Origin of the sequence: Aulosira sp. FACHB-615 (assembly GCF_014698045.1) — a bacterium.
Classification (GTDB): Bacteria; Cyanobacteriota; Cyanobacteriia; order Cyanobacteriales; family Nostocaceae; genus Nostoc_B.
The window spans coordinates 49,754-73,887 of sequence record NZ_JACJSE010000012.1; the positions used below are offsets into that span (position 1 = coordinate 49,754).

The window sequence follows — 24,134 nt, forward strand, 5'->3', positions numbered from 1 at the left end:
AAGATTTTTTAACTGCCGATCAAGCTGTTTACCTCTTTAAATTGGCGTACTGCATTTTGGGAACAATAACTATGTTCGCTACCAATTTACTTTTAGCAGATTACCGTGCCAATTTTTCGTAGATCAGGGTATTTTGGGCTATTTGCCTTAATATTTGTGACCACAGCTTGTCAACAAGTTAAATCATCCCATCAGCGTTTATCACCTTTACCACAAGATTCATTGATTCAAGTCTATTTAAATCAGTCTGAATCTTCAGAATATCGTGAATCTTACCGTCAGCAAACCCGACGAGGTGATGACTTAGAAAAAATCATTGTTGATACTATTTCTCAAGCGAAATCTACAATAGATGTAGCAGTCCAAGAATTACGCTTACCCAAAGTTGCCCAAGCATTAGTAGACAGACAAAAAGCCGGGGTAAAAGTGAGAGTAATTTTAGAAAATACTTATAGTCGTCCTTGGAGTAGCTTTACAGCAGCAGAAGTTAAAAAACTAACAACTAGAGAACAAGAAAGATACAAAGATTTTTATCAATTTATTGACTTAAATCACGATAATCAACTCAGCCAGGAAGAAATTAATCAAAGAGACGCATTAGTAATTTTACAAAATGCCAAAACTCCTGTAATCGATGACCAAGCTGACGGTTCCGCAGGTAGTAATTTAATGCACCACAAATTTTTGATTGTGGATAATCGCATTGTAGTTGTAACTTCGGCTAACTTCACCCCTAGCGACACTTTTGGCGATTTTAGCAATCCTGTTAGTGTAGGTAATGCCAATAATTTACTCAAAATTGATAGTCCCGAATTAGCAACTGTGTTTACCAAAGAGTTTAATATTATGTGGGGTGATGGCCCTGGAGGTAAACCAGACAGCAAATTTGGCATTAAAAAACCACTGCGTCCTCCCCAACAAATTACCATCGGTGATAGCAAAATTACAATCCAATTTTCTCCGGCTTCTCCTACTCAACCTTGGAGTCAAACTAGTAATGGGTTAATTGGGGAAAAGTTAAACACTGCTACTAAATCAATTGATTTAGCATTATTTGTCTTTTCTGAACAGCAACTTGCCAATATTTTAGAACAGCGTCATCAACAAAGTATAAATATTCAGGCTTTAATTGATGCTAAGTTTGCTTATCGTTTCTACAGCGAAGCCTTAGATATGATGGGAGTAGCTTTGAGTAATAAATGTAAGTATGAAAATGACAATAAACCTTGGTCAAAGCCAATTACTAGTGTGGGTGTACCTGTATTAGCCAAAGGTGATTTACTCCATCATAAATTCTCAATTATTGATAATAGAATAATCATTACAGGTTCACATAATTGGTCAGATGCAGCTAACAATGGCAACGATGAAACTCTGATGGTGATTGAAAATCCTACAGTGGCGGCTCATTATGTGCGAGAATTTGCCCGTCTTTATGCCAAAGCACAACTTGGTTTACCATTAGAAATTCAAGCAAAAATGCAAGCAGAAACCAAAAAATGTCCGACAATATCTGCACCAACTTCCAGCCAAAATCTCATCACCCAAAAAATCAATCTCAACACAGCCAGTCTGGAAGAATTAACCACTCTTCCTGGTGTGGGTAAAAAGTTAGCTCAAAAGATAATTATTGCGCGTCAACAACAAAAATTTACCTCCCTCCAAGATTTAGAGCAAATTCCTGGTATCAGTGCCAAGATGCTGGATAAATGGCGTGATTATGTGAGCCTGTAATTGGTTTGATATGTGAATAAAAGAGACAAGGGAGACAAGGAAGACAAGGGGGAGATGTTTGTAAGGGTGCATCTCAGTTTTTATAGCAATCCTATCTGAGTTGTGAAAAAGTATTCTTTTTAACGAACTGCATAGACAATCCTAAATAATATACAAACATCTCTCTACCTTGTCTTCCCTATCTCTTTTTTTCATTTCTCAAATAAGACTGCTATCTTTCTGTTGACCTATTTATATTTATTACCCATTTCTACTGAAAGTCAGAGGAAGTTGTATGGCTAGATTTTCTAGGATTAACCCAGGTCAAAATACTGGAGTTAGTTTATGCCTTATAACAAAATAGAAGAATTACCTCAAGATATTCAAGACAAACTTCCTCAACATGCTCAACAAATTTTCTGTGCTGCTTTCAACGCTTCTCAACATGATGGGTTAAGTGAAGCAGGTGCTACTGATGTTGCTTGGAATAGTGTACGAAACGAATACGAACAAAGTCAAAATGGCGAATGGCACAGAAAAGCTGAAGATACCGCCATACACAATAAATCCGTGACTTCTGGTGGTAATTAACTCAGAAGAAGGGGTGTAGGGGTATGGGGGTATAGGGGTGTATGTATCTAAAACCCTTACACCCTTTCACTTTTTCACCCAATCTCCAAAGGAAATCTTTGTGAGTCAGTCCTAAAATCATTACACTGAGAGGTAGATGCCCGACGGGGATTAACCATCCTATACAAATGATGACTCAACAAACTCAGAGAATTTTAATCCTTGGTGGAGGCTTTGGTGGTCTCTACACTGCGTTGCGCTTAAGCCAGTTACCTTGGGAATCGCAGCAAAAACCCGAAATTGTACTGGTAGACCAAAGCGATCGCTTTCTATTTTCCCCCTTACTCTACGAATTGCTTACAGGTGAATTGCAAACTTGGGAAATTGCGCCTCCCTTTGCCGAACTTCTCCAAGGTACAGGTGTACGTTTTTACCAAGCAGTAGTCGCAGGCATTGACACCGACCAGCAAAGAGTACAATTACAAGACGGGCCAGAAATTCCCTACGATCGCTTAGTGCTGGCTTTAGGCGGAGAAACACCACTTGATATGGTTCCCGGCGCTACATCCTACGCCTTACCTTTCCGTACTATCAATGATGCTTACCGCCTAGAACAACGGCTGCAAGTTTTAGCAGAATCCGAGGCTGATAAAATCCGCATTGCCATTGTGGGTGCTGGTTATAGTGGTGTGGAATTAGCTTGTAAACTAGCCGACAGACTAGGCGAAAAAGCACGTTTGCGGTTAATTGAAATCAGCGACCAAATTTTACGCACCTCCCCAGAGTTTAACCGCGAAACCGCCAAGAAAGCTTTAGAAGCCAGGGGTGTATTTATTGATTTAGAAACCAAAGTGGAATCAATTGGTGCAGATACCATTTCACTGGAATATAAAAATCAGATTGATACGATTCCTGTAGATTTAGTGATTTGGACTGTAGGTACACAAGTCACGCCTGTGGTGAAAAACTTACCTTTTAAACAAAACCAACGTCATCAAATTACGACCACACCAACCCTACAAGTAGTTGACCACCCAGAAATTTTCGCCTTGGGAGATTTAGCCGACTGTCGAGATGCGGAAGATCAACAAATTCCCGCCACAGCCCAAGCAGCTTTTCAACAAGCTGATTATACCGCGTGGAATATCTGGGCTTCTTTGAGCGATCGCCCTTTGTTACCCTTCCGTTATCAAAAACTTGGCGAAATGCTGGCCCTGGGTACAGATAACGCCACTCTCACGGGTTTAGGCGTGAAACTCGACGGTTCTTTAGGCTATGTGGCGCGTCGTCTTGCCTATTTGTATCGAATGCCGACTTTAGAACATCAACTCAAAGTTGGCTTTAACTGGCTAGTCCGTCCTATTATAGAGACAATTTCCCAATCAATTTAATCTCGTATTATTTTGGGTTGGGAATTGTTTTGAGTATTTGGGTTCTATCAATCCATCTGTCCTTGTCTTGGTTCACATTAGTATCACGTTCAAAATACATTCATTACAAACAGTTTGATGGAACGACCGAAAGTTATTTTTCTAGATGCTGTCGGCACAATATTTGGTGTCAAAGGCAGTGTAGGCGAAGTATATAGTCAGATAGCCAAAGAATTTGGTGTGGAAGTTTCTGCGCCCAGATTAAATCAAGCATTTATCCAAAGTTTTAAAGCTGCACCACCACCGATATTTTTAGATGCAGAACCAGCCGATGTACCTCAACGCGAGTTTGACTGGTGGCGAGTAATTGCCCTCAATACCTTTGAGACGGCTGGTGTTCTCCAGCAATTTTCTGACTTTTCGGCTTTTTTTAGCGAACTTTATATTCATTTCGGCACGGCTGAACCTTGGTTTATCTATGCTGATGTCGTGCCATCTTTAATGAACTGGCGACGTTTGGGAATTGAACTAGGGATTATTTCTAACTTTGATTCTCGAATTTATTCTGTGTTGCAAAGTCTGGGAATTAGTGACTACTTTACCTCAGTGACAATTTCCACTCAAGCATGTGCAGCTAAACCCGATCCCCAAATTTTTGCCGTTGCTTTAGAAAAACATGATTGTGCGCCGTCAGCAGCATGGCATATTGGCGACAGCATTGTGGAAGATTATCAAGGGGCGAAGGCTGTTGGGATGCGCGGGATTTGGATAAATCGGGATAAAAAATAGAATGTCTGCTAGAGACAAATTTCATTATGCTGTTAAACAGGGACTAGAAAAAGAGGGATGGGTAATTACTCATGACCCATTAAGGATTGAATTTGGTGAAGAGGATAAAATTTCCATCGATTTGGGAGCAGAGAAACTTATAGCCGCAGAAAAATATGAACAAAAAATAGCAGTAGAAGTTAAAAGTTTTCTCAGTGATTCAGCTATTTTTGATTTTCATCTAGCTTTAGGGCAATTTTTGAATTATCGTCTGGTTTTAGAAGAAACTGAACCAGAACGTCTGCTATATTTAGCTGTCCCGCTTGAGGCTTATGAATCATTTTTTTATCGAGATTTGCCCCAAGCTTCTATTAGGAGATATCAAATTAAGTTAATCATTTATGACTCAAGAAATGAGGTAATTATCAAATGGATAAATTAACGAGATATCGCAAATATATTCAGCAAGTATTAACTGAAGAATCTCACGGAAAAGTTTTAGGGGGAGAAATTGAATCAGAAACAGTTTTTGATTTAGTCAATGACCGTTACTTATTAATTGATTTGGGTTGGAACGAACATCGCCGGATTTATAACTGTGTACTTCATTTAGAAATTAGAGAAGAAAAAATTTGGATTCAACGCAATCAAACAGACACAATCATTGCTGATATATTAATAGCTAAAGGAGTTGCAAAAAACGATATTGTTCTGGGACTGCAACCTCCATATATGAGAGAATATAGTGGATTTGGAATTAGTTAATCTCCAGAAAAATAAGGGTAAAAGGGTATTAAGACCAAAAACTAATTGTGGCGTAGCTTGAGTTGAGTAACGTAGATGCGTTCCGCGCGGCTTCTCGAAGACTAACCCACCATCCAAGCAAACTTTGTTGGGTTTCGCTATCGCTTCCCTCAACCTACTTTTCTGCTTAACTTATGGTAATAAATCTCAAAGCAAAAGCGATCGCTCTGAGTCTGGTAGAATCAACGAGCGATCGCTTTTGATTATCCAACAACAACTACAAAAAAGGACGCGCTAAGAAAAAGCTGGCGATTGATTTTGCATCGACTGGTTCGCCTTGTAAAATTGCGGCTTCCAGTTCCTCTGGTGTCATCAGGACTGTTTCAATGTCTTCATCTTCGTCTTGGGTAGGCGGCTTTTCTAGCTTTTCTAAATCTTGGGCGAGAAAAGCATAAATAATTTCATCGGAATATCCCGGTGCAAGGAAAAATTCACCGAGTTTGCGCCATGTTTGGGCGCTATAGCCTGTTTCTTCTTCAATTTCCCGTTTGACTGTGGCTTGGGGATCTTCGTTATATTCTAAAGTGCCTGCGGGAAATTCTAAGATTCTGCCTTGAACGGCGAAGCGATACTGACGCACAAGCACCAGTTTTCCTTCATTGGTGACAGGTACAGCCAACGCCCCGCCGGGGTGACGAATGCACTCCCATTCTCCTTCTGATTTGTTGGGTAAACGCAAACGATTCACTTCAAAATCAAATTTGCGTCCTTTGTGAAATAGGCGCTGCTTTAATAACTGTGGTAATTCTCTACCTAATGGCATAGTGATGTTTTTATCTTTTCAAAATCAACGAACAAACTGTGTCTGTCGTTTGTGGGATCAGGATTTTGCTTGTTTATGGGTAGTGACTTTAATTGCTCTTCAGTAAATGTACATCAGAACAGTCTACATCTTTTACCAACTGTTTGATCGTGTATCCGGAAACTGGCTCAATCCAGTCCGGTGCAATTTCGGCTAAGGGAACTAAAACAAATGCTCGTTCTCGCATTCGCGGATGGGGGATTTGCAAATTTGGCGTGTCTAGAATTACCTGATCATACAACAACAAGTCTAAATCGAGCGATCGCGGCCCCCAACGTTCTTGCCTAACTCTTCCAAATTGCTGTTCTATGGCTAACAAGGTTTCTAGTAATCCCTGCGGTGAGATGTTTACTTGCATGATAATACAGCCATTAATATAATCTGGCTGCGGCGGCCCTACTGCTTTGGTTTTATACCAACTGGATGTTGCTGTTAATTGCATGTTTGGTACTGCACTTAACTTGGCGATCGCATCTGTTAATATTTGCCAAGAATCCCCTAGATTACTTCCCAGTGCTACCGCTATCTGTACACCTTCCTTACTACTAAGAAATTCTCGCCCACTATCATCAGGATGATTTGTTATTTTTTGCTCCCCGTTGAGACCGGATACTTTTAACAATTTTTCTTTGAAGAATTAAATAAAATTACAGCTTGAATCTTGACAAAATTCTACTATTAAACAGCAGAATAATATTTTATGTAGCAATGAATTCAGTTAATTATTTATAGGATAATATACTAACACGAACACAGTTAATTAAACCCTAAAATCTCTTTTAGGCGGTTAACCTGTGTTTACTTGGAGCAAGGAACTAACGTGGGGAATCTCACCTCCTGGTTCAAGCAACAACCAACAAAGTTTGAGTGACTCTGACAAGGAGGAACCGCGATTGTCGCCTGGGAATCAATATAAAAATGAAGAATCCACCGACGAGAGCTTAAGCCCAACCAAGGTGGGAAAAGCCAGCCAAGTATTTGGCCGGGTGGCTCATGTTTCCTCTGGAATAGTCAAGATATTCACCAGTAGGGAAAAGCCATTTTATCGTCGTTTCTGGTTTTGGGCAGTACTCACTGTCGGTAGTGGCGTGGTTGGTACGAAATATATCGTCACCTCCATCGATAAAACTCTGCCGGATAAATCAGAATTACAAGCTGTGGTTCGGGAACAAACCTTAACCATCAAAGCTGCTGATGGAGAAATTCTCCAACAGCAAGGAGAAGCTACCAGAGAACAACTTAAAATCACACAAATTCCTGATACTTTAAAAAAAGCCTTTATTGCCTCAGAAGACCGCAGATTTACAGAACACAATGGTATTGATCCCCAAGGGATTGCCAGAGCAGGTTTAAATAACTTGCGATCGCAAAATGTCGTCGAAGGTGGTAGCACCATTACCCAACAATTAGCCCGGATTTTATTCTTAAAACAAGAAAAAACCATCTGGCGCAAACTCAAAGAAGTTCGTCTCGCCCAGAAACTTGAAAAAGAATTTACTAAAGACCAAATTTTAGAACGTTATTTGAATTTGGTTTACTTAGGTTCCGGTGCCTATGGTGTAGCTGATGCCGCTTGGGTATACTTCAGCAAACCAGTAGACCAACTAACTTTAGCCGAAGCAGCCACCATTGCTGGTTTAGCCCCTGCACCGAGTTTATATTCGCCAGCCCAAAATCCAGAAGCCGCGAAACAAAGACGCAATCTGGTATTACAACGGATGCGGGAAGATGGAATTATTACCGCCGCCGAAAGTCAAGCAGCTGCTCAAGAACCCTTAGTGGTCAAAACGAGTTTGCCCAAACGGTTACAAGTAGAGTCACCATATTTTACAAGTTACGTCCAGCAAGAATTACCCAAATATGTTCCCGCAGACGTGCTGGCGGCTGGAGGGTTAACAGTAGAAACCACCTTAGAACTGAAATGGCAACAAGCCGCCGAAGCCGCAGTTACAAAAGTATTACAAAATCAAGGGCGCTGGGAAAACTTTAAGCAAGCCGCTTTAGTGGCCATTGAACCCCGCAGTGGTGAAATTAAAGCAATGGTGGGCGGTAAAGACTTTGGCACAAACCAATTTAATCGTGTTACCCAAGCCAAACGTCAACCAGGCTCAACATTTAAGGGATTTGTCTACGCTGCGGCGATCGCGACTGGCAAAAGCCCTTACGATACTTATTTAGATGCACCCTTTGTCGTCGATGGTTACGAACCCAAAAACTATGGCGAAAAATTCCGGGGCATGATGAATATGAGAGATGCGCTCACGCGCTCCGTGAACATAGTTGCATTGAAAGTTTTACTAGATGTCGGATTTGAGCCAACAATTAAACTAGCCCACGATATGGGCATTAAATCAAAACTGAATCGCCATTATTCTCTCGCCCTCGGTTCTAATGAAGTCAACCTTCTAGAATTAACCAGCGCCTACGGCAGCTTTGCCACCCAGGGCTTACACGTTGAACCCCACGGTATTCGGCGCATTCTGAACCGCCAAGGTCAAGTTATCTGGTCAGCCGATTTTAAATCACAACGGGCTTTAGATGCTGATAGTGCCGCCATCATGACTTGGATGTTGCGTAACGTGGTTGTCGAAGGTACGGGTGCAGCAGCCCAACTCGATAATCGGCCTGTAGCTGGGAAAACTGGCACTTCCGACGAAGCTAGAGATTTGTGGTTTATTGGCTACATCCCGCAAGTTGTGGCAGGCGTTTGGCTAGGTAACGATAATAACCGTCCTACCTATGGTGCTAGTGGTAGTGCGGCTTACACCTGGCACGAATTTATGGAAAAAGTGACAGAGGGAATGCCAGTCGAAAAATTCCCCGAAAGACCAAAATTAGAAGGTCGCAAAGGCACAATTAAAGCCGAACCTGTTAAATCGAAAAAAATCCGCAACAGTTCCAGTGACAATAATGAGGAGGTAAGTTCCAGCGACTCTGATGATAGCAGTTCATCTCGCAGACGACGCAGAAATAGTTACCAGCAGCAAGAAGATAATTCAGAAACACCCAGAAGACGGCGGCGATATCAAGCCCAAGAAGATAGCAGTGACACACCCAGAAGAGGGCGACGCTCTCGTACAGGCGAAAATGAATCTAGTGCCACAGCCACAGAACCATCTCGTTCTCGCCGCAACTCCAGGCAAACAGGATCAGACTCGGCCGCACCGCGTAATTCTCAACCTGCTTCCACTGGTAATAATTCTGGTTCTTCAGGTTCTGGTGGAACATCAACACCCAGTTGGCGCGATAGACTAAGACCAAAGTCTTCTTCACAATAGTCAACTGTTCATGACTGCTGAATTACCATCAATTACGGCATCAGAGTTTGTCGCCACGTTAGCACAAGCTGGTCAAAATAGCGATCGCCCATCAGCTAAAGTAGTGGTTGATGCTTTATTACAAGCTGAAAAAACCGCCAAACAGCAACGCATTAGCTATAATTTTGATTCTCTTGTCGGAACATGGCGACTTTGCTTTGCCACCGGCACACGTAAAGTGAGACAGCGTGGTGGCATTATTTTAGGCAAAGGTTTTTATTGGCCTAGATTTACGCCAACTTATATTTCCTTTAGTCAAATAACACCAACCACAGGTGAAATTAGCAATCAGGTAAAACTAGGGTCTGCGTTGTTAAAACTCACAGGCCCAGTTAAATATTTAGGCAAAAAAAACCTTTTAGCATTTGATTTTACTCATATCCAAATTGGTTTATTTGGTCGTGTTGTCTATAACAAACCTCTAGGTAAAAACAAATCACAAACAATAGATTTTGACAACCAACCCATAGCTAAATTGCCATTTTTTGCCTTCTTTTTAGTCACAGATAATTTGATCGCTGCCCGTGGTCGCGGAGGCGGATTAGCATTGTGGGTGAAAGAACAATGAGTTGATAATTCTCAACCTACCCTCTTGCCTACACAGCGATAGGATATTTTTTAATTTAGAAGTAAGCTAATCAGCATTTAAGCTGCACTATTGAAATTGTACATAAATGACTTAAACTCTCTCCTCTGCTCCCCTGCGGTCTAAACTGCAAACTAAGTGCTTAATAGCTTACCTCACTCCGTAGCGATCGCCAGAATCGTTAGAATATTAACTACACTGAGAATGTATAGCAAACCTTAGAGTTAGAAACTATGGTACTGTTTGGATTTGGTAAAAAAAAGCTGAGTCTTCCCACTGCCGAAGAAGCTTTGCCAGGACGGTCAAAGGTAATGCCTGTACCTGCTCATCACTATGTAAATAACAATGCCCTCAAACCACCTTTCCCCGCAGGTATGGAAACGGCGTTATTTGGTTTAGGCTGTTTTTGGGGTGCAGAACGTAAATTTTGGCAACTACCAGGCGTTTATACCACTGCTGTTGGTTATGCAGCCGGAATTACACCCAACCCCACTTATGAAGAAGTATGTACAGGTATGACTGGTCACAATGAAGTCGTCTTCGTTGTATTTGACCCCCAAGTTATTAGTTACGCTCAACTTCTCAAAGTTTTTTGGGAAAGCCACAACCCCACCCAAGGAATGCGCCAAGGTAACGACGTTGGCACACAATACCGTTCCGGGATTTACGTCTATTCTGCAAGTCAAAAACAGCAAGCCGAAGCATCACGAGATGCTTATCAACAAGAACTAACCAAAGCGCGTTATGGCGAAATCACCACAGAAATTCTCGATGCACCAGAATTTTACTATGCTGAAGCTTATCATCAGCAATACCTCGCCAAAAATCCCAACGGCTATTGTGGTTTAGGTGGGACAAATGTTGCTTGTCCGGTAGGTGTGTTTCAGGCAGAAGTGAAGTAAGAGCAATCTTCCCTTAAGATACATTCTGCACCTAACCCCGACGAATGGAATGAGACTGTTGGCTAATTGATAGGTGGTCTAACCCATCGTTAATTGACCAGAAGGCTATAGTATGTATATTCATTCATTGCACCAAGCGACTGAAGTCATTTGGTGCAATGAATATAAATACCCTTTTCTAAACCCTACCTCAAGCTTACTGTTTTGGTCTGTCTTTGGACTTGTGAGAGCCAAAGCCATAAGCCATTGCAATTTTTACGATGTCAAAGTAAGCCGGATGATTCTCTTTATTGACAATTGCCAGAGATATGGAGCCTGCAACTAAGATGACTAAAATTGGTGAGAGTGTGTCACCTTTGAAGCCATTGTTATCGGACATAAATATGACCTCCGTAATGTGAAGCCTTTGGCTAAATGAAAACCAAGCCAAAGGCAATATGTAAAACAGCACCAGAATTGGAATTAACGCCAGGACTCGATGATCATGGCGATCGCAAATAAGCAAAACAACGAGGCTGCACCCCGGAAAAACCAAACTAAAACATCGAAAGATAGCAGGCTGTTGGCAATGGCGATCGCACCGAAAATATGAAACACTACAAAAGCGATCGCAAAACCAGCCAACGTCCATAGAAAAAACTTCAATCCTCTGGCAGTCAAGATTAAAAGTGGATTGTGGCGGTCTTGATGGTTAGTTTTCATAGTTTTATTCCTGTTTTCAGATGGGAGTTGAACGAGAGACCCTTGATCTTGTTTGTGATTGCTCATAGAATTTCCTTCCTGATAGAAAAACCTAAGCAAAAAGCCAGATACGTAATTTTGGTTACATATCTGGCTTGTAAACTTCTGATTTATCGAAAGCCAAATTTCTTCAGAGAAATAAGTATTTAGTTGTTTTGATCACCTCGCCAAGCTGCCAGTCTTCTAGACTTTGGGATAGCTGTGGCGATGAAGCAATACGGTTCGGTTAACAAATGTATCTGTTGAGGTGAGCAGGGGGGCGGAGGAGCTTCAGGTGCAGGGGAGAGCGTACCTTCGTTCCCCCTTTCACCCCTGCACCCTTGCACCCTTGCTTGCCTACACAAGTAAGTTTCTTATCCGAACCGTATTGGGCGATGGAGGGGATTATTTTTGGTTGTGAGACTGCCTATAAGCTATCCATGCTTCGATGATTTCTTCGTACAGTGTATGGATGTCTTGTAGTTGCTTTTGATTCACATGGTGGCGGTGGTTTATATGACTCTTCAAGTTGACAAAAGTCTCGTGGTTAGCTTTTCTACTGGTAATCATTAACTCGCCATGTTGAGTTTCCGATAAGGTTTCGATGAGTAAAATGCTCATGTGAGAAAAGACAAGTGGCAACTCAACTTCACACCATTGTTTCGGCTTGAGAACAATTTCTGGGCTACCTCTTTCTTGAGGTTTGAATATAGAAGCGGTTTCTGGGGATGGTTCTCCTATTTTCAAGACAGTTTTGACAGAGTTGGAAGTTCTGATAAAGTCTGACAGTCGTGAGCAGCTGTTCATTTTTGTTGCCCCCTGATGTTGCCTGTTGAGTTGTTGTGACTTATCTGTATATCTCACATATACCTCTCTGTACATAAGATAATCACATCTCAATTAAAAAAGCAAGCTCTTAAAAAGAATTTTTCTTAAAGATTTTTTTGTGTCTGTAAACTTATGTATAAGTTTCGCATCTGATATATCTCACGTAGATATAAAAAGCTATACTTGTAGTAGGTTTTTATACAACAAATCTTTATAAACGGCTCATTCGGTGAGAAAAAAATCAGCCATATTTTTATTTTTTAGGATAAAAATATAGTTGACATTGATAAAATCTGAAATAGGATAGCTATCAACCAGTAATACAATTGTGTATTTACTAGCGATTCTGTAGTGGTAGAGTCTTTTTTCGATTTAGCAGGCGTGCTATAAAAAAATGTTCTCACATACTGATAAGTTAAATATATTGTGTGGAGCTTAAATGAGATGACGAGCGCAGCAGATATGCCTCTGCTTCCTGATGATTTCATTACAAATGTTGCTATTAGACATAATGTAACGAAAACTGAACTAGAGGCATTACTATTAGCATTAAAAAATTGTTCTGGTGCAGAAATTGCGGAAAAGCTGAAGATTTCGCAACCCGCAGTCAGAAAAAGATTAGGAGAAAGTTACCGCAAATTAGGTATAGAAGGCAGTGGTAATAAGAAAATTTATAATTTGAAACAAAAGCTATATGCTCAGTATCAAGGTATTCCAGAAAACCTGACTTCATCAAAAGATGACTGGGGTGAAGCTGTTGATGTCGAAGGCTTTAAAGGTAGAGAAGAAGATGTTACAGATTTAAAGGAATGGATAGTTGGTAGCGATCAGGCTGTGCAGTGTCGGCTAGTAGCGGTTTTAGGTATAGGTGGAATTGGTAAGACGGTGATTGCTGCCAAAGTTGCCCAAGAAATCAAGTCTGAGTTTAAATATTTGATTTGGCGATCGCTCCGCAACGCACCACCACTAGAAGAAATTCTCAACCAACTTTTGCGATTTTTACCTCATGATTTGGAAGATTACTTAAAAATTAGTGAAAATAGTGAAAATAACAAAATCATTCGAGAAAATAACAAAATCCTGGCGCTGATTGATGTTTTGCGAAAACATCGATGCTTAGTCATTTTAGATAACGTCGAATCGGTGCTACGCAGTGGCGAAGGCAAAACACAAGAATGTGCTGGCGAATATGAACAGGGTTATGAAAACTATGGCTACTTTTTTAAAAAAGTTGCTGAAACCTCCCATGAGAGTTGTTTATTAATCACTAGTCGAGAAAAACCAAAAGAAGTCGCAGCTTTAGAAGGCAAGAATTTGCCAGTGAAAGTTTTGCAGTTATCTAGCTTGGATTTAGCAGAAGCTAGAGAAATTTTGCTAGATAAAGGCTGTAAAGACTTTACAGATGAGCAGTTAGCAGAATTAGTCACCAGATATTCTGGGAATCCTTTAGCTTTAAAGATAGTAGGTACTACAGTTTATGACTTATTTGGCAATAATGTTACAGAATTTTTAAGAGAAATTCGAGAAGCCAACGCTGTTTATGGAGATATTCGCACACTTTTAGACCAGCAATTTAACCGCTTGTCAGAACTAGAAAAACAAGTGATGTATCGGCTGGCAATTTATCGGGAATATGTATCCATAGCAGAACTGAAAAATGATTTAAGAGACACAGAAGCAGAGTTAAAAATCCTGGAAGTTATTGAATCATTATTAAGGCGATCGCTCATTGAAAAAGAAGCAAACGCCAGCAGATTTCGTCAGCAATCTGTAGTGATGGAATATGTCAGCGCCCGCTACATAGAACAGGTGACTCGTGACTTGAGTGAAAAAAAAAAACCGGAGTTTATTAATGCCCACCCTTTAATTCAAGCGCGATCGCTAGATTATATCCGGCAAATACAAGAACGGCTGATACTAGAACCAGTCAAACAACAGCTAATCAAAGCTTTTGGTACAAAAACTGCACTCGAAGCCCATTTACGAAAATTACTGCGGACTTTGCAGCAAGATTCGTCCTTAAGCAAAGGTTACGCGGCTGGGAACTTAATCAATCTGCTGCGACAACTCCAGATAGATAAATCCCAGCCAGACTCTGAAATTGATTTAAGTGGGCGTGATTTTTCGGGTTTGACTATTTGGCAAGCTTATCTCCAAGATGTCAACTTAAAAGATACCAGCTTTGCCAATGCTGATTTAAATGGTTCGGTCTTCACAGAAACCCTTTCTAGTATTGTTTCTGTGAGATTTAGTCCTGATGGTAAATTTTTTGCCACAGGTTTAATCACCGGAGAAATTCGATTATGGCGGACTGCTGATACTAAGCAAATTCGCATTTACAAAGGTCATAGCGCCTGGGTTTGGGCTTTTGCCTTTAGCCCAGATAGTAAAATTCTCGCCAGTGGAAGTGCTGACTACACAGTTAAACTCTGGGATGTGCAAACAGGCGAATGTCTCCACACATTCCAAGAACATACTAATAAAGTTTATTCCATAGGGTTTAGTCCCGATGGTTCTTTATTAGCCAGTGCAGGTGAAGACCAAACAATTAAAATTTGGGATATTGCGACCAGAGTTTGTCTGCAAACACTGACTGATCATGATGGTTGGGTGTGGTCTGTCACCTTCCAACCATCCCCAACTATTAAAAATACTTTGTTATTGGCTAGTGGTAGTGCCGATAGCAAAATCAAGCTGTGGGATGTCAAAACGGGTAAATGCTTAAAAACCTTGCAAGGTCATAGTCGTGATGTCTACTCTGTCGCTTTTAGTCCCGATGGGCGAATGTTAGCCAGTGGTAGTAGAGACCTCACCTTGAGATTGTGGGATGTAAATACAGGTAAATTTCGGCAAATGTTGGCGGGACATAGTAAAAAAGTTTATTCCGTGCGGTTTAGTCCCGATGGTCAAATTTTAGCTAGTGGTAGTGAAGATAGAACCATTAAACTCTGGGATATTGTCCGGGGTGAATGTTTGAAAACCTTACAAGGTCATTATAGTCAAGTGTGGGCGATCGCATTTAGTCCTGATAACCGCACTTTAATCAGTTGTAGCGACGACCAAACAGCTAGACTTTGGGATGTAAATACAGGAGATTGCCTGAATATATTGCAAGGCTATACCCGTGATGTCTATTCTGTAGCATTTAGCCCCGATAGCCAAATTCTCGCCAGTGGAAGAGATGACCACAATATTAGTCTGTGGAACTTACAAACATCAGAATGTCAGATTATCAGAGAACATCAAGGGCGGATTCGTTCAGTCACCTTTCATCCCAATGGGCAAATCCTTGCCAGTGGTAGTGCAGATAACACTATCAAACTCTGGGACATTAAAGACATTCACCATAGCAGGTGTATACAAACCCTAATTGGTCATAGTAACTGGGTATGGTCAGTGGCTTTTAGTCCTGATGGGCAAACCCTAGCCAGTAGCAGCGAAGACCGCAGCATTCGCATCTGGGACATTTCTAGTGGTGAATGTGTGAGAAGAATCAAAGAACATAGCCATTGGGTGTGGACAGTAGCCTTTCATCCCCAAGGCAAGATTTTAGCCAGTGGTAGTGCAGATAGCGAAATTAAACTGTGGGATGTGGCAAATGGAGAATGTCTGCAAACATTTACCGAACATCAAGACATGATTTGGTCAGTGGCTTTTAGTCCTGATGGGCAGCTTTTAGCCAGTGGTAGCGAAGACCAAAGCGTGAAGTTATGGAATCTCAGCACAGGTCAATGTATTCAAACCTTGACAGGACATCAGCAACAAGTCTACTCCGTCGCCTTTAGTCCCGATGGGCAGATATTAGCCAGTGCTGGTGCTGATACCACTGTGATGTTGTGGCTAGTGAGTACAGGTGAGAACTTCGATATCTTCAAATTGGGACATACAGCCGCAATTCGTTCTTTAGCTTTTACCCCCGATGGCAAATTCTTGGCGAGTGGTGGTGAAGACGAAAAAATTCAACTGTGGGATGTGAAGACTGGTAGTAGAGTGCGATCGCTTAAACCAGACCGCCTATACGAACGCATGGATATTAGCAACACCACAGGCTTGACCGATGCGGAAAAAGCTTCTTTAAAAATTTTGGGTGCTGTTGATTAAAGTGAATTCGACCAGTTTAAAAACCCCTCTCCAAACCTCTCCCCTAAAAGGAGAGAGGCTTTAAAATTTTAGCCCCTCTCCGCGTCGGAGAGGGGTTGGGGAGAGGTCATCGAATTCATATTTGATTAAAGTTCTCCGCTTTCCGGCTATAGGGTTTTCAAAATGAATACATGAATGATGGAATTTTGTGTCTCAAATCCTTCTGAGGATATATGAATACAAGTCCATTATTCTGTTTTTCTGTTCAGTTATTAAGTGAATTTTTTGAGCCTTTTTTATTTTACTGATAGTTTAGGTGCAGTCTCAAAAATTTGTTGGGTTTCTATGAACAGAATATAAATTATATCCAACAAACCTACTATAGCCAGGTGTCAACATCAACCAAAACTGTAGACTTAGGTATGTAATAGTGTTATCTCAAACTAAAACTAAACAAATATCGACTCTAATTAATTCTATCAAAATTGTATTAATTGGAGAGTTTCTCAAACACAGAAGCTTTAACGGTGCTAATAAAGCCTTGCCTGTTTTAGCTTCAAGTTTATTCAACGCTGGATTTAGGCAGGTTTTACAACTAGATTTAGAACGCCTTGATTTATCTATTGATGATGTTTTATCTGACATCAGAGATGCTGATTTAATTATATTTTCTGGTTGTCTAACAACACAATGGCCAGAAATTGACAATCATAGTAGTAAAATTTTTGCCGAACTGCAAAAATATGGCAGAGAAAACGTACCAGTTTTAGTTGGAGGTTATGCAACTAAAAGCATTGAAGATATTGCCCGGATTACACCTTGGATTACAGCCTATTGTGATGGTGAAGGCGAAGAATCAATTATCGAAATTGCTTATGCAGTTGCTAGAGGCACTTTTTATCAGGAGATGCCAAAATTACCAGGGTTGTGTTTTATAACTCAGGAGGGAAAATTTCATCGAACTATTGCAACAAGAGTGAATAACTTTGATGATATTGACCAAAACTTTGGTTTAGTTCATGTACCCCAAGTACATGATATGGATATTTTTAAAGCTTCAGACGGTAGACAATTAAAAACCGCCCAACTTTTTACTCAGCGCGGCTGTCCTTGGGGATGTGGTTTTTGTAATAAAAGTAGTGAAAGTAATAATGTGATTAGGTTAAGTGAAACATCTTTTAAGAGACAATTACAGCAATTAAAACAGCGTGGTTATGAAGCAGTTTATTTAGATGTTGATACTTTTACAGTCCATGATTATGCAGCCAGACGCGAAGCCGAAATTCTCCAAGAAGAAGGCTTTGTGTGGGGTTCTAATACACGCATCGATAAAATCAACTATGAACAGATGCGTTATTTAGTAGAACATAATTGTGTATATATGTTTTTCGGGGTTGAGCATACTTTACCAGAAGTTTCATTAGCTAATCATAAATTTAACGGTTCTGTTGCCAGTCAAATTAAACAAGCCTTTGATTATCCAGCTAAGATTGTCAGAGTTTTTCAAGAAATGAATCAAGCTGGTTTACCTAGTAGTTATTTTTTAATTTTAGGTTTACCAAAAGCTAAATTAAATTCTCATAAAACTGAGATTATGGGATATGAACCAACGACTTTTGAGGATGATATCGAGGCGATTCGCTTTGGTATTGAAAAGTGTAACCCAGATTTTTTGAATTTTAATGTGTTGCGATTTATGCCTGGGAGTATGGCGGCTGATACAGTTGGTGACTGTAGTTACGCCTGTGTGCGTCCGTCAGGAACAAAGCCAATTACTGCTGGATATTTTTTACCACGCGCCGTCAATTATTATGGCTATCCCCAATTTCAAGAACGCGGTGTGTATCGATTATGTGAATCGGTGAGTAGATATCAACCAATTACAACTGCGGTGAATCCTCAAAGAGTTTACGATACAATTTGCTACGCAATGGAGTTAATTAATCATAAAATTGACGCAGGTGGTAAAGCAACGAAATTGTTTATTGATCGAGATTTAATCGCATTAGGTTTAGTCACTCAAGATGAACAAGGAAAATATGCGATCGCACCGATAGAAGACTTTGCCAACATTTAAGGCTTACCACGCCAGTAGGGTGTGTTACAGCTATACAAGGATTTTGGAACTTACGAAAGTAAATTAGCTGTAACGCACCATATTTCTCCGTGCGTTACGGCTTACGCCTAACACACGCTACGAATTTATTTCTCACTAGCCCCTAGCCTCTTATTTCTTCCCAAATAACCTATCTAAAAAGGATATATTCACAGCCAAATTAATGATTCCTTTACCAGTGCTACTATCTTTAATTTCCGCATTATTTAAAGCCACAATATAAGGTTCACCACCAATCGAAGCAATAATGGGGCCGCCAGATGAACCACCCGCAGTATCGCAGTCATGTAATAAGATACTGGACTGTTCATCTACAATACTGCAACCAGCTTGAAAACCTGCCGTCCATCCTTGTCCGGCTGTTAAACCCCAAAACTTTTCTGTTTCTGCTTGGGGATAATCACCAGAATATCCGACAAAAAAGAATTTTTTCTCATTGCGAATTAAAGTTGTAGAAGGTAACGACTTCCAACCTAGATAACCATATTTACGCCCCAGAGGTCTATCAATTTTTATTACCGCCCAATCATTAGCCGCAGCATTTTGATCTTGAAAGTGTGTACCCGCTAGATACTGCACTGCATAAGCTCTATCTTGATATCGACCATCAACTACATTTGGTAGAAAAGCAACTCTATCTGCTACATTGCCAGTTTTGGGGTCAACTACACAATGAGCATTGGTTAATACAATATCTTCATCAATTAAAGTTCCTGTACAGGTGTAAGTTTGCGAGTTCGATTCACCCACAATTCGACCAACAGTAGACCAAGGATAATTATTGCTTAACATCGGCAGGCGATCGTCTCTGCCTATAGTTCCCCTGGTTCCTTTTTTAATAGGTTTATTTGATTGTTCTAATTCTGACGGTTTAAAAGGTTTGCCATTATTTTGTAATTCTAATTGACCTACTTTTTTTAACGTCGGGGCTGTGGTTGTTGCTGGTTGTTTTTTCACCTGTGCTTCCACAGAAAACCAAACACCCAAAGTCATCAGACCAACAACACCAGAGATAAATAAAATAGATTTGTTATTCATGACATCAAACTCCTTTATTTATGAACACTAATACCATTTCTCAATGAGAATCAGCTTAAACACTTCTCTGCGTCTCTGCGTCTCTGCGTGAAACTTCCTCCTCATCGCCACTCACCCTGAACTGTAAAAGCCCCCCAATAGTACGGATAACGCCAATCGGGATTTTGCAACATAGCTATTTGCGCCGCACGTAAGGCGGCATTCGGTGACTTTTTCCCTTGCAACATTTGTTGATAAAACTCCTTCATTAGTTCTGGTGTCGCGTCATCACTCACTTGCCACAACGACAAGGCCACACTGGCGGAACCTGCATACATTAAACCTCTTGTCAACCCTACCAAGCCCTCGCCTTTGATATCTGCACCTAGACCAGTTTCACAGGCACTTAATACCACTAATTGAGCAGGTAAATTCAGGTTGAAAATATCACTCAGGCGCAAATAACCAGGAATAGATTGACCTTGCTTGTTAACTAAAGACAGCACAATTCCTGATAACTCTGGGTTGGTGGGGTCAGCAAAGCCATGTGTTGCCAAATGCACAAAGCGATATTGTGCAAGTTGTTTGCTGGTTGCCCAGTTATAGTTAGCATCGAAGTTAACAGCTAATAGGCGGCTGTCTGATGGTGCTAACGGTAAAATTGCCTCTGCTTCCTTGAGCGTACCGGGAAGCGCATCCCACCACTGACTGCGGTTGATATTGCGTGCGGCGCGTTTTAGGGCAGACTGTTCTAATTGACCACGGATGTCTAAGTCTGATGTAACTCCTGCTGGTTTACCTGTTACCCGTTCATCTTCGGCACTAAACACAGGGTTAGCCAGAACTGCTAAAGTTTTGGGTGCTAATTGCCTTTGACGCAATTTTTGCCTGTGGGTAGCAATAGCTGTCATAGAAGGCAAATTGACAATTTCATGTTTGAGGATGAGGGGTTGGTAATCTTTTTGGTTGGTGGCGGGAGTGTTGGGTGCAACTAAGGCCGCAAAGGGAATATCTTGTAATGCGCCATCGCCAACGATAACTAAGCGTTTGTCAGCTAATTTTTCAGCCACAGGTGCAAGGATAAGTTGACTGAGTTGGGTTGCTGCTTGGAAGAATTTAGCTTGTTGCCGAGAAGAGAGGCTTTGACAGTCGCGGTTTTGACAAAATAGTAAGGGTTCTTTATAGTTTTTTACGGCTTGGGCTATTTTGTCGCGCCCTGGTAGTTCGTAGCTGTTGAGAGAAGTGGGTGTGACAGCCCACAGATAACTGCGTTTTTCACCGATGGAGTATTGCAATAAGAGTGTATCTTTATCGAGTTGTTGCTGAATTTGTGGCAAGGTGAGGGGTTGGGGATATTTCAAGGCGGCATATTCTGGGTTAGTCGCCCGAATTTTGTTTGTGAGTTCTTGCTGTTGTTTGAGGATGTCTTCGATTTCTTTTTTAGTGGCGGCGATGAGTGCTGCTGGTGGTTGGGATTGACTGGCTAATTGTGATAGTTGTTTTTCTTTGGCTTCTCGTAGCAGTTGTAGACGTTTTTCCTCGGCTGCTAATTCCGGGGTAATATTTTTGCGGATATCAATATTGGCTTCGGTTAAGAGTTCAACTAAACCTCTAGCGCGGGAACGTTCGCTGATGTGCAGTGCTTGGGCGGCATAACCTTTGCTTGGTTCTTTTTTATGCAACTGCATCAGCAAGTCGGTGTAGAACTGGTAATAGTCTTGTACAGTAGCGAAGTAGGAAGTACGCAATTCTTTGCTGTCGATTTTGGTGCGTAATTCTTCAACAATTTTGACTGCTGCCGCAATTTGAGTAAGCGCGGTTTGAAGGTTGCCTTTGTCTCGTTCTACGTAAGCAATGTTATTGAGAGTAGTGGCTTCTCCTGCAAGATTGCCGACTTCACGTAATAGAGGCAGAGCTTGGTTGAAAAATGACAGTGCTTGCTGCTTTTCTCCTAAATCTGAGTAGACTAGACCAATGCCAGTGAGAGTAGTGGCTTCCCCCCCGATCGCGCCCACTGCACGATGTAGGGGCAGAGCTTGGTTGAGAAATGACAGTGCTTGCTGCTTTTCTCCTAATTCTGAGTAGACTCCACCGATGTTATTGAGAGTAGTAGCTTCCCCCGCGCGATCGCTCACCTCACGATACAGGGGCAGAGCTTGGTTGTAATATGACAGTGCTTGCTGCTTTTGTCCTAATTCTGAGTAGACTGCACCAATGTTATTGAGAGCAGTGGCTTCCCCGGAGCGATCTCTCACGGCACGTCTGAGGGGCAGAGCTTGGTTGTAATATGACAATGCCTGCTGCTTTTCTCCTAAATCTGAGTAGACTTGACCAATGTTATTGAGAGTAGTAGCTTCCCCCACGAGATCGCCTACCGCACGAATTATGGGCAGAGCTTGGTTATAAAATGACAGTGCTTTCTGCTTTTCTCCTAAATCTGAGTAGACTCGACCAATTCCCACTAGAGTTACAGCTTCATAAGATTTATCCCCTAATTTCTGCCACAGGGGTAAGGCAATTTGCCATTTTGCAATTGCCTGTCGTAAGCTTTCGACTGTACCTTGCTTGTACAACTCTGATCCTTCACTTAATGCTTGTACTGCTGCGGCGCGGGTTGCGTCTGGTTGGGTTGGTTGTTGTGCTATCTGCAACGTTTGAGTTTTTGATGTGGCGCTGACTGTATCTGATAACAGCAGCGAACTCAGCAATAAAGGTAAAAAAAGATAGTGGGGAAAAGGATTTTTCATAGTTTTTTGTATATTGGGTGTCGGTTTGCTTGAGGAACCAAACCCGACATCTTTGAGACTATGGCGTACATATAAATCTAGGTTGAGTGCATCTATCCCGCCTCGGAATCAATTCTGAGTCTCATAGCGCAAGTCCTCTGAAGAGGACTCAACCAGAAATTCATTTCAGTCCACTTGAGTGGACTTTGGCTATTAGCCTGAAACTTTAGTTCTAGGCGGGATAGGGTTTCAAACCAGGACTTACCCATCAAAATTTTCTATGGAAATTGGGTTTAGGGGTGAAAGGGGGCGGGGTATAAGGGCTAATGACAATTTTTGATTTGTCATCAGCAAGATTGCGGAAAATCTTTTGTTATTTTACTAATTTGCTTAGGTATTACTGTGGCTGTTACATTTTTTGTAACGCTTATTTTTGTATAAGTTAGGGGCTAGAGAGTATACCATTTCACTTTAAATATGATACATATCGGTAAGCAGTGCCTCGACTTACCTCGACTCCGTTCGGTACAAGTCGCTCGGCGATCGGAAGCAGAGGAGCCAGTTGCGTGGTGAGGCATTGCGTTGGGCGGCTTTGCCGACTCCCTCACTGCCGAAAGTATCTCCCGACTCGAAGCACTCTGGCGTGTGCAGAGGAAGTATATCCACATATCTTGCACCAGGCGACTGAAGTCGTGGCTACACAGACAAAACCTGCACTTCGACAAGCTCAGTGACCACCTACGCAGGTTCCAAACCCTTTATTTTACGTTAGTCCGCGTAGGCGGACTTCGTTTGTGTAGCCGCGAATTCCATTTGCCAAGGCTAGGTGCAAGATGTGAGTATCAGTAATTTTGGGAATTGGTATAGGACTGATATTTGATTTGGGAAAAAATCAGTACACTCAGATCAGTCTTCTTTCCTACTCCCGACTCCCCATTCCCTATTCCCTACCTACACAAATAAATTCAGAAATCAAACCGGATTCCTATATTAACAATTCGCTGAGTGGCCACTGAAATAATTTAAAATTTTGTATTTTTGATAAAAATTCATCCAAATGACACTCGGATGTCATCTTGAATACACATATTTATATATAATCGAAAGTCAAGTAATCAAGACTTATATCTTCAAGTGTTCTTAATTGAAATTTTAGTAAATAGGATGTGAACACTACCTTTTATACTTCTATAATTTGTGTACTAACCTATCTTTGAGGAGTCTACTACAAGAAACTGAATCATTGATAGATATTATAGTTAGCATCAACAGTAACACGGATATTATCTTTAGCTAAAAATTAAACAATTAAAATTCAGAATTAAGTCTACAAAAAACTTGCCTCGATTCGGAATCCTGCTTATAAAATGATGAAACGGTTACTGATTCGACCTGTTGGTTCATCTACATAAACAGTTATTTATCAGGAGATAGAGGTTATCTTCTGGTTTTCACTATTTGTTATTGCTCAAGATATATCGGTTTCGTAATTTTGGTATGAAAAAAGCTATGACTTTAAGTTTTAATTTTTTTAATTGGTTGCCATTATCAGTTATGTCAATTAATGAACCAAAGCAAAAATGTAGAACACATGATTACAGTCAATTTATTCCAGGTAAAGATTATGTATTTGAGTTGCTCAATTGTAGTTTAGAAGGCAGAATGACAGCCATCGGTCAAGGCATTCAGCCATTTGATTACATTCTTTTACGGTGTGATTCTGAATTATTACGATATCAAGTTGTAGAAATAGATTACTATGCCGACCCGCCAGATATGTGGATGGCTTCGCTCAAGAAATCATAGATATAGCGT

The 24,134-nt window shown here is 41.0% G+C and carries 20 protein-coding genes; 13 read left to right on the forward strand and 7 right to left on the reverse strand.

Annotation, left to right across the window (positions count from 1 at the left end):
- Positions 1-105 precede the first annotated feature (105 nt).
- From H6G77_RS19585 to H6G77_RS19615, 7 genes are all read left to right on the forward strand, one after another.
- Positions 106-1,734, forward strand: coding sequence for a DUF655 domain-containing protein (locus tag H6G77_RS19585; RefSeq protein ID WP_190872490.1), 1,629 nt, complete (start codon positions 106-108; stop codon positions 1,732-1,734).
- 324 nt (positions 1,735-2,058) lie between these two features.
- Positions 2,059-2,304, forward strand: coding sequence for a ChaB family protein (locus H6G77_RS19590; protein WP_190589445.1), 246 nt, complete (start codon positions 2,059-2,061; stop codon positions 2,302-2,304).
- 170 nt (positions 2,305-2,474) lie between these two features.
- A complete protein-coding gene (locus H6G77_RS19595; RefSeq protein WP_190872542.1) occupies positions 2,475-3,674 on the forward strand; it encodes an NAD(P)/FAD-dependent oxidoreductase in 1,200 nt (399 codons plus the stop codon).
- A gap of 117 nt (positions 3,675-3,791) precedes the next feature.
- Positions 3,792-4,442 (forward strand): HAD family hydrolase, encoded by a 651-nt coding sequence (locus H6G77_RS19600; RefSeq protein ID WP_190589446.1) that lies wholly within the window; start codon positions 3,792-3,794, stop codon positions 4,440-4,442.
- A 1-nt stretch (position 4,443) separates the two neighbouring features.
- Positions 4,444-4,863 carry a XisH family protein gene (locus H6G77_RS19605; protein ID WP_190589447.1) on the forward strand — a complete coding sequence of 140 codons (420 nt, stop codon included), beginning with the start codon at positions 4,444-4,446 and terminating at the stop codon, positions 4,861-4,863.
- The gene (locus H6G77_RS19610; protein ID WP_190589448.1) at positions 4,851-5,186 is read left to right on the forward strand and encodes a XisI protein; all 336 of its coding nucleotides are present in this window, start codon (positions 4,851-4,853) and stop codon (positions 5,184-5,186) included. The genes H6G77_RS19605 and H6G77_RS19610 overlap by 13 nt, the downstream gene beginning before the upstream one ends.
- Positions 5,187-5,310: 124 nt before the next feature.
- Entirely contained in the window at positions 5,311-5,463 is a 153-nt protein-coding gene (locus H6G77_RS19615; protein ID WP_190872491.1) for a hypothetical protein, read from the forward strand.
- On the opposite strand, the gene H6G77_RS19620 is transcribed toward H6G77_RS19615, so the two are convergent.
- Complete coding sequence (locus H6G77_RS19620) at positions 5,443-5,988, reverse strand: NUDIX hydrolase (protein WP_190676680.1); 546 nt, start codon at positions 5,986-5,988, stop codon at positions 5,443-5,445. The genes H6G77_RS19615 and H6G77_RS19620 overlap by 21 nt on opposite strands.
- Before the next feature lie 88 nt (positions 5,989-6,076).
- Entirely contained in the window at positions 6,077-6,553 is a 477-nt protein-coding gene (gene folK / locus H6G77_RS19625) for a 2-amino-4-hydroxy-6-hydroxymethyldihydropteridine diphosphokinase (protein WP_313954513.1), read from the reverse strand.
- 367 nt (positions 6,554-6,920) lie between these two features.
- Between folK and H6G77_RS19630 the strand changes: the two genes are divergently transcribed.
- From H6G77_RS19630 to msrA, 3 genes are all read left to right on the forward strand, one after another.
- On the forward strand, positions 6,921-9,305 hold the full coding sequence (locus H6G77_RS19630; protein WP_190872543.1) for a transglycosylase domain-containing protein: 2,385 nt from the start codon (positions 6,921-6,923) through the stop codon (positions 9,303-9,305).
- Between the two features lie 10 nt (positions 9,306-9,315).
- The gene (locus H6G77_RS19635; RefSeq protein WP_190676685.1) at positions 9,316-9,912 is read left to right on the forward strand and encodes a hypothetical protein; all 597 of its coding nucleotides are present in this window, start codon (positions 9,316-9,318) and stop codon (positions 9,910-9,912) included.
- Positions 9,913-10,163: 251 nt separating this feature from the next.
- Positions 10,164-10,832: a peptide-methionine (S)-S-oxide reductase MsrA gene (msrA, locus tag H6G77_RS19640; RefSeq protein WP_190872493.1), complete on the forward strand. Its 669-nt coding sequence runs from the start codon at positions 10,164-10,166 to the stop codon at positions 10,830-10,832.
- A gap of 196 nt (positions 10,833-11,028) precedes the next feature.
- On the opposite strand, the gene H6G77_RS19645 is transcribed toward msrA, so the two are convergent.
- From H6G77_RS19645 to H6G77_RS19655, 3 genes are all read right to left on the reverse strand, one after another.
- A complete protein-coding gene (locus H6G77_RS19645) occupies positions 11,029-11,211 on the reverse strand; it encodes a hypothetical protein (protein WP_190676687.1) in 183 nt (60 codons plus the stop codon).
- Between the two features lie 83 nt (positions 11,212-11,294).
- Positions 11,295-11,534, reverse strand: a complete 240-nt coding sequence (locus H6G77_RS19650) for a hypothetical protein (RefSeq protein WP_242049260.1) — start codon at positions 11,532-11,534, stop codon at positions 11,295-11,297.
- A gap of 423 nt (positions 11,535-11,957) precedes the next feature.
- On the reverse strand, positions 11,958-12,359 hold the full coding sequence (locus H6G77_RS19655) for a hypothetical protein (protein ID WP_190589456.1): 402 nt from the start codon (positions 12,357-12,359) through the stop codon (positions 11,958-11,960).
- A 465-nt stretch (positions 12,360-12,824) separates the two neighbouring features.
- On the opposite strand from H6G77_RS19655, the gene H6G77_RS19660 reads away from it, so the two are divergent.
- Positions 12,825-16,481, forward strand: coding sequence for an NB-ARC domain-containing protein (locus tag H6G77_RS19660; RefSeq protein WP_190872495.1), 3,657 nt, complete (start codon positions 12,825-12,827; stop codon positions 16,479-16,481).
- Between the two features lie 409 nt (positions 16,482-16,890).
- Positions 16,891-18,537, forward strand: coding sequence for a radical SAM protein (locus H6G77_RS36500; RefSeq protein WP_313954511.1), 1,647 nt, complete (start codon positions 16,891-16,893; stop codon positions 18,535-18,537).
- Positions 18,538-18,687: 150 nt separating this feature from the next.
- Here the strand turns inward: H6G77_RS36500 and H6G77_RS19670 are convergent, their stop codons facing one another.
- Together H6G77_RS19670 and H6G77_RS19675 are read right to left on the reverse strand one after the other, a co-directional pair.
- Positions 18,688-19,614, reverse strand: a complete 927-nt coding sequence (locus H6G77_RS19670) for a serine protease (RefSeq protein ID WP_190676691.1) — start codon at positions 19,612-19,614, stop codon at positions 18,688-18,690.
- Positions 19,615-19,715: 101 nt separating this feature from the next.
- Positions 19,716-22,340 (reverse strand): CHAT domain-containing tetratricopeptide repeat protein, encoded by a 2,625-nt coding sequence (locus H6G77_RS19675; protein WP_190872496.1) that lies wholly within the window; start codon positions 22,338-22,340, stop codon positions 19,716-19,718.
- A 1,488-nt stretch (positions 22,341-23,828) separates the two neighbouring features.
- On the opposite strand from H6G77_RS19675, the gene H6G77_RS19680 reads away from it, so the two are divergent.
- Positions 23,829-24,125 (forward strand): hypothetical protein, encoded by a 297-nt coding sequence (locus tag H6G77_RS19680; RefSeq protein ID WP_190872497.1) that lies wholly within the window; start codon positions 23,829-23,831, stop codon positions 24,123-24,125.
- Positions 24,126-24,134 lie beyond the last annotated feature (9 nt).

What these genes read in the sequence shown, in the direction of transcription:
- H6G77_RS19590 (WP_190589445.1), top strand. Translation starts at nt 2,059, where the DNA reads ATGCCTTATAACAAAATAGAAGAATTACCTCAAGATATTCAAGACAAA.
- H6G77_RS19595 (WP_190872542.1), top strand. Translation starts at nt 2,475, where the DNA reads ATGACTCAACAAACTCAGAGAATTTTAATCCTTGGTGGAGGCTTTGGT.
- H6G77_RS19600 (WP_190589446.1), top strand. Translation starts at nt 3,792, where the DNA reads ATGGAACGACCGAAAGTTATTTTTCTAGATGCTGTCGGCACAATATTT.
- H6G77_RS19605 (WP_190589447.1), top strand. Translation starts at nt 4,444, where the DNA reads ATGTCTGCTAGAGACAAATTTCATTATGCTGTTAAACAGGGACTAGAA.
- H6G77_RS19610 (WP_190589448.1), top strand. Translation starts at nt 4,851, where the DNA reads ATGGATAAATTAACGAGATATCGCAAATATATTCAGCAAGTATTAACT.
- H6G77_RS19620 (WP_190676680.1), bottom strand. Translation starts at nt 5,988, where the DNA reads ATGCCATTAGGTAGAGAATTACCACAGTTATTAAAGCAGCGCCTATTT.
- H6G77_RS19635 (WP_190676685.1), top strand. Translation starts at nt 9,316, where the DNA reads ATGACTGCTGAATTACCATCAATTACGGCATCAGAGTTTGTCGCCACG.
- msrA (WP_190872493.1), top strand. Translation starts at nt 10,164, where the DNA reads ATGGTACTGTTTGGATTTGGTAAAAAAAAGCTGAGTCTTCCCACTGCC.
- H6G77_RS19645 (WP_190676687.1), bottom strand. Translation starts at nt 11,211, where the DNA reads ATGTCCGATAACAATGGCTTCAAAGGTGACACACTCTCACCAATTTTA.
- H6G77_RS19650 (WP_242049260.1), bottom strand. Translation starts at nt 11,534, where the DNA reads ATGAAAACTAACCATCAAGACCGCCACAATCCACTTTTAATCTTGACT.
- H6G77_RS19655 (WP_190589456.1), bottom strand. Translation starts at nt 12,359, where the DNA reads ATGAACAGCTGCTCACGACTGTCAGACTTTATCAGAACTTCCAACTCT.
- H6G77_RS19660 (WP_190872495.1), top strand. Translation starts at nt 12,825, where the DNA reads ATGACGAGCGCAGCAGATATGCCTCTGCTTCCTGATGATTTCATTACA.
- H6G77_RS19670 (WP_190676691.1), bottom strand. Translation starts at nt 19,614, where the DNA reads ATGAATAACAAATCTATTTTATTTATCTCTGGTGTTGTTGGTCTGATG.
- H6G77_RS19675 (WP_190872496.1), bottom strand. Translation starts at nt 22,340, where the DNA reads ATGAAAAATCCTTTTCCCCACTATCTTTTTTTACCTTTATTGCTGAGT.
- H6G77_RS19680 (WP_190872497.1), top strand. Translation starts at nt 23,829, where the DNA reads ATGACTTTAAGTTTTAATTTTTTTAATTGGTTGCCATTATCAGTTATG.